This window comes from Amycolatopsis kentuckyensis, from assembly GCF_002155975.1.
Taxonomy (GTDB): Bacteria; Actinomycetota; Actinomycetes; order Mycobacteriales; family Pseudonocardiaceae; genus Amycolatopsis; species Amycolatopsis kentuckyensis.
In genome coordinates, this window is sequence record NZ_MUMI01000559.1 from 1 (window position 1) to 6,615 (window position 6,615).

Consider the following 6,615-nt stretch of genomic DNA (forward strand, 5'->3'; position numbering starts at 1 on the left):
GGGAATTCCCGGGCGGGCCGGGCGGGCGGCCCCGGCGGCTGGAACCCGCGCAGCGGCACGGTGCCCGGGGTGGGCTTGAGGCCGTACACGCCGCAGTGGGCAGCCGGAATGCGGATCGACCCGGCCAGGTCGGAGCCGTATTCGAGGTACGTCAGGCCGGCGGCGAGCGCGGCCGCGGCGCCCCCGCTCGAGCCGCCCGGTGTCCGGCTGTGGTCCCTCGGGTTGAGCGTCCGCCCGTGGAGCGGGTTGTCGGTCCGGCCGAAGTCCGCGAGCAGGTGGTGGACGTTCGACTTGCCCACGATGATCGCGCCCGCGGCCCGCAGCCGTGCGACGACCGCCGCGTCCTCGTCCGCGACGCAGCCCGCGAACGCCGGCTCGCCCCAGGTCGTGGGCAGGCCCTTCGCGGCGAAGGCGTCCTTGATCGTCATCGGGACGCCGTGCAGCGGGCCGACGTCCTCGCCGCGCGCCACGGCCCGGTCGGCCTCCTCCGCGGCTTCCAGTGCGGAGTCGCGGCAGGTCGCGATGACGGCGTTGACGGTCGAGGCGTCGATGCGGGCGAAGAGCCGTTCGGCCAGGTCGCGCGCCGAGAGCTCGCCGCGGCGGATCCTGGCGGCCACCGCGGTCGCGGTGCGGAAAGGCGTCATGGGTCCGGGATAGCGCCTGACACGGTGTCAGAGTCAACCGCAACGGGTAGCCCACGAGGTGATCGCCCCCCGAACCGCGGGCGGCGTGGCGGAGGGAAGACCGATGACCGCACCCCCGGTGCCGCCCGAACCGATCCAGCCCGAGCCGGTCGTCCCGGAGACGGTGCCGCCCGGTCCGGGACCCGACCGGCCGCTCCCGGAACCGGGCGGCGTACCCGTGCCGGACCCGCTGCCGCCGGAGCCGAAGCCGGGCCCCGAACGCGAGTAACTACGAGACTCAGATCATACGAGTTTCATATGAGTTCGTGTACTGTCGAAGCATGACGACAGCGCAGAGCTACCGCCGGATGGTCAACACCGGCAACAAGATCGTGGTCGGGCTGCAGCGGCTCGGCGTCGCCTTCGGCCCGATGCAGCTGCTCACCGTGCCCGGGCGTCGCACCGGTGTCCCGCGCACGTTCCCGATCGCCGTCAACCCCATCGACGGGCAGCACTACATCGTCCAGGCCTATCCGAAGGCGGCCTGGGTGGCGAACGTGCGGGCCGCGGGCGAGGTGACGCTCACCCGCGGCCGCCGCTCGTCGGTCGCGCGGCTGGCCGAACTGCCGGTCGAGGAGCGGCGGCCGGTCCTGCGCCGGCTCGTCGAAACGAGCCCGCCGAGCGTGGGCAAGCGGTTCATGACGACCGGCTTGGCGGACGCGCCGACGCCGGACGCGGTCGCGGCGGCCGCGGAGCGCATCGCGGTCTTCCGCGTCGAACGGTCCTGAAGTCAGCGGCCGGATTGCTCCAGGGCGCGCAGCACCTGCCGGGCCGCGCGGCGGGCGGCCGGGCCGGGCAGGATCGTGCGTTCGCCCTGCGGCTGGGGTGCCGGGGCGCCGGCGAGCAGTTCCACCAGCGCGACGGCGAGTTCGCGCACCTTGACGTTGAACTCCTGGCTCGCCCGCCGCAGCGTGTTCCACGCTTCGTCGGGGTCGCAGCGGCGCAGGGCGATGACGATGCCTTTGGCCTCCTCCAGCGCGGCTCGCGACTGCAGGAGGTCCAGCATCTGCTCGGTCCGGTCGGGCTGGGTCGCTTCGGCGACGAGCAGCGCCGTGGCGGCGAGCCGCTCGTGGCGCCGCAGCACGTTCACCGTCTCTGCGGTGGCCGGGCGGTCGAGGGTGACCGACAGGACCAGCGTCCCGTCGGCGTCCCACGTCGAGGGCAGGGCCGCGACGCCGCGCATCCGCGGCCAGTCCGCCGCGAGGGTGGGGTGGAGTTCGAGCAGGCCGCTCAGGGTCAGGGACGGCCAGCGGTCGTCGGCGTAGACGTCCGCGGTCACCACCGGCTCGCCGGTGTGGCCGGCGGTCGGGACGGGGCCGCCGAAGCCGCTCAGCTGGGCCGGCACGAACGCCGTGGAAATCCCGTGCGCGGCCGCCACGCGCAGGCGGCCGCCGCGGTGGTGCACGGACACCGCCGCGCCGAGCGCGCCCGGCACCTCGGCGGCGATCCGGGCGAGCAGCTCCTCCAGTAGCGAGGTCACTCCGTGCGTCGTGGCAATGACGGTCACCGCAAACCCTCCTCGGCGCGGTGGAGGTGGGGCCGGGTGCGCACCCGGCCCCACCTCGATCGGGGGTCAGGCCTTGAGCTGCCGGCGGTCGCCGGCGCCGTCGATCGCGATGCGCCGCGGCTTCGCCTTCTCGGTGATGGGGATGCGGACGGTCAGCACCCCGGCGTCGTAGTCCGCGGTGATGTGCTCGGTGTCCAGGGTGTCGCCGAGGAACAGCTGGCGGGAGAACACGCCGAGCCGCCGCTCGGAGACGTGCATCCGGACGTCGTCACCGCTCGGCAGGGGCCGTCGCTCGGCCTTGACGGTGAGGACATTGCGTTCGACGTCCAGCTCGACGGCGCCGGGATCGACGCCGGGGAGGTCGAAGCACACCACGAACTCGTCGCCGGCGCGGTAGGCGTCCATCGGCATCGCGGCCGGCTTCGACCAGGTGCCGGCGCCGAAGACCTGCTGGGCGAACCGGTCGAGGTCGCGGAACGGGTCGGTGCGCATCAACATCGGGATCCACCTCCTGGAAAACTGACAGCTCTGGTGTCAACACGCGGTTCTGTTCTAGCATGTCGTCAAAACGATGACAAGATGTGAGTCGTCGAAAGGATGACGTGATGGACGGAACTGATCCCACCGGCGCGCTGCGCCGGATCGAGGAGGTGGTCGCGGCCACCCGGGCCGGGGCAGGGGACCAGGGCCAGATACTGGCCGCGTTGTCCGGCCTCCGGCAGCTGCGGGAGCACCTCGCGAGCTGGGAACCGGAGCTGATCACCGCGGCCAGGGCGGCGGGGGCCAGCTGGGTGGCGCTCGCGCCCGCACTGGGCGTCGCGAGCCGCCAGGCGGCGGAACGGCGCTACCTGAGGCTGCAGCCGTCGCACACGGGCGAGAAGACCGGCGAGGCCCGGGTCGACGCGGAGCGCGACCGCCGCGCGGGCGACCGGGCCGTCGCCGACTGGGCTCGCCGCAACTCGGCGATCCTGCGCCAGCTCGCAGGCCGGGTCAGTGCGCTCGACGGGTTGGGCCCGGCGGCGCAGGAGAGCGCGGACCGCCTCGGCGCGGCCCTGGGCGACGACGACCCGGCAACGCTCCTGCCACCGCTGGCCGAGGCCCGGCCGCACCTGACGGGCGCGCACGCCGGCCTGGCCGAGCAACTCGGCGAGATCTCGGCCCGGGCCGACCAGTTGCGCCGCGACGCCGCGGGGAATCGCCGTTCGCGGGAGTGAGCCGGGGTTTGCTTGGCGGCCGCTGCGATGCGGCGGCCGGTTGCTGCCGCCGCCGGGTTTGCCCGGCCGCCCGCCGGGCACCCGCAGCGGGAGCGACGGAAGGACGGTGCCCGATGACCGCCGAACCCCCGGATCCGGATCCCCGCCGGACCCCGGACCTCGAGCCCGGCGGCGGCGTGCCCCCGGGCAGCACGCCGCCCGACTCCGGCCAGACCTCCGGGCTGTCGCACCCGCAGCCGATGCCGTCGAAGGCGATGCCGGTGCTGTGGCTGGTCCTCACCGGCGTGCTCGTGCTGATGGTCGCCGGGCTGGTGATCGCGCTCGCCGTCGGCTGGCTGAGTGTCTGAGATAGTTCCGGAGCGGGTACCCGCGGACCATGGACGACACGCCTGACCGGACCGAAACCCGGGCCGAACTGCTGCCCGAAGAACAGGCCGCCGAGAGCGCGGACCCCGAGGGCCAGGCCCGCGAGGTCCTGCGCGACTCCGACCGCCGCACCGAGCACCCGGAGGCGACGCTGGGCCGGCGCCGCCCCGAAGAAACCGTCTGACACCGCGGGATTGCCCCGGCAATCCCGCGGTGCTTTCGTCAGCTGGAGGTGCAGGGCTGGTCGGTGGCTTCGTGCACCGAGCCGGTCGCGGTCGCGCGGATGCACAGATCCCGGTTGTTGGGGTGGGTCCTGGCGAACATCTGGGTGCCGCGGTCGGCCACCGTCACCCGCGTTTCCTTGGCGTTGACCGGCACCCAGAACGTGGACTTCTGGCGGGTCTGCACCTGGTCGCAGTCGTGCGCGAGCTGGTTCCCCTTGTCGTCGCGCGCGGTGTAGCAGGCGAACATCGGGCCGGTGAACCGGTTGCTGAACAGGACGAAGTGGCCGGCCTGGGTGGCGGCCGGCGCGGCCGGGGCCGCCACCAGCGTGGCGCCGGCGGCGAGGGCAATCGCGGTGAACGTACGCGCAGCTTTGCGCATCGGAAGTCCTTTCATCACCAATGAATCGGTAATGAGGACTTTAAGAAGCCGGGGCCGGTCAGCGGACTCCGCCGATTTCGGGAATTACTTCCGCGGCTCGGTCCGGCTCGCGGCGCAGCAGCAGCATCGCGCCCAGCCCGAGCACGGCCACGACGGCGAAGAAGTAGAAGCCCCACGGGTAGGCGATCCCGGCGGTGACCAGCGCCCCGGTGACGAACGGGCCGAGGATCGAGCCCAGCCGCCCGACCGCCGACGTCAGCCCGAGCGCGGTACCCCGGGCCTGCGCCGGGAACGCCTGCGCGACGTAGCCGTAGATCAGCACCTGCGCGGAGAACACGAAGACGCCGGTCAGCAGCACGACCGCGTTGAGCACGAACGCATTGCCGATGCGCAGGCTCAGCGCCGCCAGCAGCACCGCCCCGGTGCCGAACCAGAGCCGGGCGATCGGGCGGATCCCGAACCGGTCGGCGATCGTGCCGGCCAGCACCAGCCCGAGCACCGCGCCGACGTTGAGCACCAGCAGCAGCGTGATCGACGTCGAAATCGGGTAGCCCGCCGTGCGCATCAGCTGCGGCAGCCAGGTGTTGAGCCCGTAGACCAGCAGCAGGCCCATGAACGAGCCGGTCCACACGGCGATGCTGATCCGCCGGAACCGGCCGCCCAGCAGGTTCTTGAGCCCCACTCGCTCAGCCGTCTCGCGAGCCGCGAGGTAGGCCGCGGACTCCGGCAGCTTCCACCACATCAGCGGCACGGCGAGCAGGCCGACGATCCCGCCGCCGTAGAACAGCAGGTGCCAGTCCTCCTTGGCGTACAGCGCGAGGACCGACGTCAGCACCGCGCCGACGTGGTAGCCGGTCATGGTGAACGTGCTCGCGCTGGCGCGCCGCCGGGCCGGCAGGTTCTCCGACATGACGGTCAGCGCCACCGGCATGCACGCGCCGAGGCCGAGCCCGGCGACGAACCGGAACACCCCGAACGTCGCGACGTTCGGCGCGAGCGGCGTCAGCAGGGTGAACAGCGAGAACAGCAGGACCGAGCCGATGAGCAGGGCGCGGCGGCCGAACCGGTCGGTGAGCGGGCCGAGACCGGCGGCGCCGACGGCCACGCCGATCAGCGACACGGTGGCGACCGCGGTCGCGCCCGCCGCGGTGAAGCCGAGGTAGCCGCTCTTGAGCAGGGTCGGGATGGTGGCGCCGAGCGCGACCAGGTCGTAGCCCTCGAGCAGGACGGTCAGCCAGCAGAGGACCGCGGTCCATGCGCCACGAGACGTCGTCGTCATCGTCGTGCTCCTCAGAACGGGTAGTGCGCGATGTCCGCGCGGACGGTCAGCCACTGGGTCTCGGTGAAGGCCTCGATGTTGGCCTTCGCCCCGCCGAAGCGGGAGCCGTTGCCGGAGTCGCCGACGCCGCCGAAGGGCGCGGTCGGCTCGTCGCCCACGGTCTGCTCGTTGATGTGCACCTTGCCCGAGCGGACCTCCTCGGCCAGCTTCATCGCCGTGCCGACGTCGCCGAGGATGCCGACCGACAGGCCGTACTCGGAGTCGTTGACCAGCCGCGCGGCCTCGTCGAGGTCGCGGTAGGCGCGCACCGGCGCGACCGGGCCGAAGATCTCCTCGCGCCAGGCCGGGCTCGCGTCGTCGAGTCCGAAGAGGACGGTGGGCGGGTAGAACGGCGCGTCGGGCTTCCCGCCCGCGAGCACCCGCGCGCCGGCCGCGACGCTGCGGTCGACCACGTCGGTGACGTGCGCGAGCTGGCGGTCGTCGATGATCGGGCCGAGCGCGACGTCGCTCTCGGCCGGGTTCCCCACGGGCAGCCGGCGCGCCTTCTCCGCCAGGGCTTCGACGTATTCGTCCACCTGGGACTCGTGGACGAGGTGCCGGCCGGTGGTCATGCAGATCTGGCCCTGGTGCAGGAAGGAGCCGAACGCGCCGGCGGAGGCCGCCTTGGCGACGTCGGCGCCCGGCAGCACGACGAGCGCGTTGTTCCCGCCCAGCTCCAGGTGCACGCGCTTGAGCGAGCGCGCGGCGGCTTCGCCGACTTTCCGCCCGGCCGCGGTGGAGCCGGTGAACGACACGACCGACACCTCCGGCGCGTCGACCACCGCGGCGCCGACGCCGGCGTCCCCGGGCAGCAGGTGCAGCAGGCCTTCGGGCAGCCCGGCCGCCTCGAAGACGCGCACGATGCTCACCCCGCCGGACACCGCGGTGCGCAGGTCGGGCTTGAGCAGCACGGCGTTGCCGAGC

General features: G+C 73.2%; 11 protein-coding genes. 5 read left to right on the forward strand and 6 right to left on the reverse strand.

Annotation, left to right across the window (positions count from 1 at the left end; all coding sequences use genetic code 11):
• Positions 1-644: amidase family protein (locus CCN39_RS41685; protein ID WP_244211243.1), on the reverse strand; the 644-nt coding region annotated here is incomplete at its 3' end.
• Positions 645-747: 103 nt separating this feature from the next.
• On the opposite strand from CCN39_RS41685, the gene CCN39_RS50930 reads away from it, so the two are divergent.
• Entirely contained in the window at positions 748-912 is a 165-nt protein-coding gene (locus CCN39_RS50930; protein ID WP_167455336.1) for a hypothetical protein, read from the forward strand.
• A 52-nt stretch (positions 913-964) separates the two neighbouring features.
• Complete coding sequence (locus CCN39_RS41690; protein WP_244211244.1) at positions 965-1,411, forward strand: nitroreductase family deazaflavin-dependent oxidoreductase; 447 nt, start codon at positions 965-967, stop codon at positions 1,409-1,411.
• Between the two features lie 2 nt (positions 1,412-1,413).
• On the opposite strand, the gene CCN39_RS41695 is transcribed toward CCN39_RS41690, so the two are convergent.
• Together CCN39_RS41695 and CCN39_RS41700 are read right to left on the reverse strand one after the other, a co-directional pair.
• Positions 1,414-2,190 carry an ANTAR domain-containing protein gene (locus CCN39_RS41695; protein ID WP_244211245.1) on the reverse strand — a complete coding sequence of 259 codons (777 nt, stop codon included), beginning with the start codon at positions 2,188-2,190 and terminating at the stop codon, positions 1,414-1,416.
• Positions 2,191-2,256: 66 nt separating this feature from the next.
• Positions 2,257-2,688, reverse strand: a complete 432-nt coding sequence (locus CCN39_RS41700) for an Hsp20/alpha crystallin family protein (RefSeq protein ID WP_086851890.1) — start codon at positions 2,686-2,688, stop codon at positions 2,257-2,259.
• A 107-nt stretch (positions 2,689-2,795) separates the two neighbouring features.
• Between CCN39_RS41700 and CCN39_RS41705 the strand changes: the two genes are divergently transcribed.
• The 3 genes from CCN39_RS41705 to CCN39_RS50935 all read left to right on the forward strand — a co-directional run bounded on the left by CCN39_RS41705 (position 2,796) and on the right by CCN39_RS50935 (position 3,954).
• The gene (locus CCN39_RS41705) at positions 2,796-3,404 is read left to right on the forward strand and encodes a DUF3156 family protein (protein ID WP_086851892.1); all 609 of its coding nucleotides are present in this window, start codon (positions 2,796-2,798) and stop codon (positions 3,402-3,404) included.
• Between the two features lie 113 nt (positions 3,405-3,517).
• Positions 3,518-3,751 carry a DUF6480 family protein gene (locus CCN39_RS41710; protein ID WP_086851894.1) on the forward strand — a complete coding sequence of 78 codons (234 nt, stop codon included), beginning with the start codon at positions 3,518-3,520 and terminating at the stop codon, positions 3,749-3,751.
• Between the two features lie 29 nt (positions 3,752-3,780).
• Positions 3,781-3,954 (forward strand): hypothetical protein, encoded by a 174-nt coding sequence (locus CCN39_RS50935; protein ID WP_167455337.1) that lies wholly within the window; start codon positions 3,781-3,783, stop codon positions 3,952-3,954.
• Between the two features lie 38 nt (positions 3,955-3,992).
• Here CCN39_RS50935 and CCN39_RS41715 read toward each other — a convergent pair whose 3' ends face one another.
• The 3 genes from CCN39_RS41715 to CCN39_RS41725 form a co-directional block, all read right to left on the reverse strand.
• On the reverse strand, positions 3,993-4,373 hold the full coding sequence (locus CCN39_RS41715) for a hypothetical protein (protein ID WP_086851896.1): 381 nt from the start codon (positions 4,371-4,373) through the stop codon (positions 3,993-3,995).
• Positions 4,374-4,431: 58 nt separating this feature from the next.
• Positions 4,432-5,652 (reverse strand): MFS transporter, encoded by a 1,221-nt coding sequence (locus CCN39_RS41720; protein WP_086851898.1) that lies wholly within the window; start codon positions 5,650-5,652, stop codon positions 4,432-4,434.
• Positions 5,653-5,663: 11 nt separating this feature from the next.
• Positions 5,664-6,615 (reverse strand): aldehyde dehydrogenase family protein (locus CCN39_RS41725; RefSeq protein WP_086851900.1); only part of this gene is annotated, 952 nt, incomplete at its 5' end.